General features: G+C 67.8%; 2 protein-coding genes. Both read right to left on the bottom strand.

The genetic code is table 11. The features are described 5' to 3' along the window. Positions 1-224, bottom strand: a 224-nt coding sequence (locus FV228_RS33820) for a hypothetical protein (protein ID WP_210247823.1), incomplete at its 3' end; no start/stop codon positions are given. A 391-nt stretch (positions 225-615) separates the two neighbouring features. Then, positions 616-2,591: TonB-dependent receptor (locus tag FV228_RS26560; RefSeq protein WP_147857264.1), on the bottom strand; the 1,976-nt coding region annotated here is incomplete at its 5' end.

The raw sequence follows: 2,591 nt of genomic DNA, 5'->3' as shown, positions 1-2,591 counted from the left end.
GTGCCGCCCGGCGGCGGCGAACCGGCATTCGGTGCGGTTCCGCCGCGGGCCTCAACCGAGAGTTCGTCGAGCAGCATCGCGGGCTGTGCCATCGCGGCGGGGCAAAGCACAGCCAGGGATACGGCCGTCAGCAAGGCTTGTACGAAGCGATTGCGCGCGGTCTGCAATCGATCGACACGGTTTTGATCGTCAGAAGTGCAAGATATTAAAGCTGTGTCGAGCATTAAACTGGGCCGTTCGATGATGATAGGGTCCGGCCGTAACGCGCGTTCGAATGTAAAGCAACGTAGACTTGAAACTATTTCATCTTACTTATAACGATTACAGGGTAAACGAGACCGGTTCTCCGCCCGTTGAGAACATTTATGTCGAGATTGTTCCTAAAAATATTATATATTTGTATGAATGATACTATAAAGAACTGAGGCTGTGATCTGCTTATCAATCGACGGGTCTCGTTGAAAACCTGTGAGAGGGTTGCCGGAAGGGTCCTTCTCCGGTCGGCCGAGGCGGCGGATGCTTTCGACGCGCGGGTGCGTCGACGCCGGCAGACACCCGGGAGCACCGGACGAGGCACCACATGGAATCGCCGGCGGGGGTCCCTTCGTCGGGCGGTCAGAAATCCGCCGACAGCGACGCCAGGAAGGTCTGCGGCGTGCCGTAGCTGAGCGCGCCCTGGGCCGACGAGCCCCAGTACCGGGCGCCGGCCGCGTTCTCGACGTTGAAGCGGGCCGTCAGCGGCGTCCCGTTCGCCGTGAAGCTGTAGCGGATGCCGAGGTCCAGGCGCGTCCAGTCCGGGATCTTCTGCGTGTTGGCCTGATCGTAGTATTGTGCGGACGTGTAGATCACCCGCCCGGTCAGGGTCACGCCGGCGAGGATCGAGGCCGGCAGATCCACCTCGCCGCCGAGGTTGACCTGCGCGTTCGGCACGCCCGGTGCGACGTGGCCGTCGAACAGGCCCCCGGCCGTCCTGCTGAGCCGCCCGTCGAGGAGCGTCAGTCCGCCGAGCACGCGGACGCCCTCGGCCGGGGCGCCGAACACGTTCAGGTCGATGCCCTGGTTGCGCTGCTCGCCGTTCAGGCTGAAGATCCGGGTCCTGGGATCGAGGATCCCGGAGGGCTGCGCGATCTCGAAGAACGCCAGGGTGAGCCCGACCGGGTCGAGGTCGAGCTTGGCCCCGGTCTCGATCTGGCTGGTCCTGACCGGCGGGAACGTCGTGCCGGCATTGGCCGCGGTGGCGGGCGGGCTGGGCCCGAAGCCGAACCCCTCGGCGTAGCTGGCATACAGGGACAGGTTCTCCCACGGCTTGACGATCAGCGCGGCGACCGGGGTCGAGCCCGATGTGTCGTAGCGCGCCGAGTAGCCGCCGTTCGGCAAGGCCAGGTCGCGCGTCACGTCCTGGAAGCGGCCGCCCGCGATGGCCTGGATGCGCCCGTCGAGGATCGACGCCGTGTCGGTGACGGCGAGCCCGTCCAGCGCCGACAGGGTCGTCACGCTCGGGCTCGGCATGGGCCGGGTCGGCCTGGCGACGAGGATCGGCGCGTACAGGGCGGACCGGAATTGCCGCGCCCCGACCGCGGTGGCGAAGGGCTCGCGCATCGCGTAATGCGTCGCCACGACGGCGACCGAGTGCCGGACCGGCCCGGTGTCGATCCGGGCCCGCAGGCCGACCTCGCCCGTCCATTGCTGGTTGTCGGCGGAGACGGTCCGGATCTGCTGCCGCAGGCTGCCGGCGGCATCCGTGAGCGTCGACTGCGTCCGGAAGAAGTCGCGCGTCGCCAGCGAGCCGCCCACCGCGCCGAACAGCGTCACGTCCGGGGCCAGATCGTACTCCGCGCGCAGGACGCCGAAACCGTGCTCGAGATCCGAGCGCTCCCAGGGCTGCTGCACGTTGCGGGTCAGCTTGGGCGCCCGCGGGATCCGGACGCCCGGAAGGACCGTGAGGCTGTTGCTCTCGGCGTCGAGGTCGAGGTGCTGGTAGCCGGCATCGAGGCTGAGCCTCACGGCCTCGCCCCGGACGTCGAGCCCGAGCGACAGGAAGCCGAGGCCCAGGTTCTGGTGGTCGATCGGGGTCGATCCGTTGCGGTAGGCCCCGTTGATCCGGACGCCGACCGCATCGCCCTCCCCGAAGCGCCGGCCGACGTCAAAAGTCCCGCCGGCATTGCCGGTGGAGAGATACTGCGCCGTGACGCGGGTCAGCGGCGTCTCGGCGGCCCGTTTGGGGACGAGGTTGATGACGCCGACGGCGCTGCCGGAGGGCGGAAAGCCGTACAGGAAGGCCCCCGGGCCGCTCAGGATCTCGACCAGCTCGAGCCCCTCCACCGCCGGCCGGTACACGTTCGTGATGCCGTAGAGGCCGTCGAACGCGTAGTCGCGGGAGTTGACGTAGAAGCCGCGGATGAAGCTGCTCGGCTGCGAGGCGAAGGGCGGCTGCTGGTCGCGGACGGAGGGGTTGTTCGCGAACACGTCGGCCAGGGTCTGGGCCTGCTGGTTGCGGAGTAGCGCCTCCGTATAGTTCGCCTGCGTGAACGGCGTGTCGAACACGCTGCGATGGCCCAGGAACCCGACGCGGCCGCCGCCGGCCACCTGCC

The sequence above is a fragment of the Methylobacterium sp. WL18 genome (genome assembly GCF_008040015.1).
Lineage (GTDB): Bacteria > Pseudomonadota > Alphaproteobacteria > Rhizobiales > Beijerinckiaceae > Methylobacterium > Methylobacterium mesophilicum.
The sequence above is the reverse complement of the archived record's forward strand: the minus strand, read 5'-3'. Positions and strand labels throughout refer to the sequence as shown.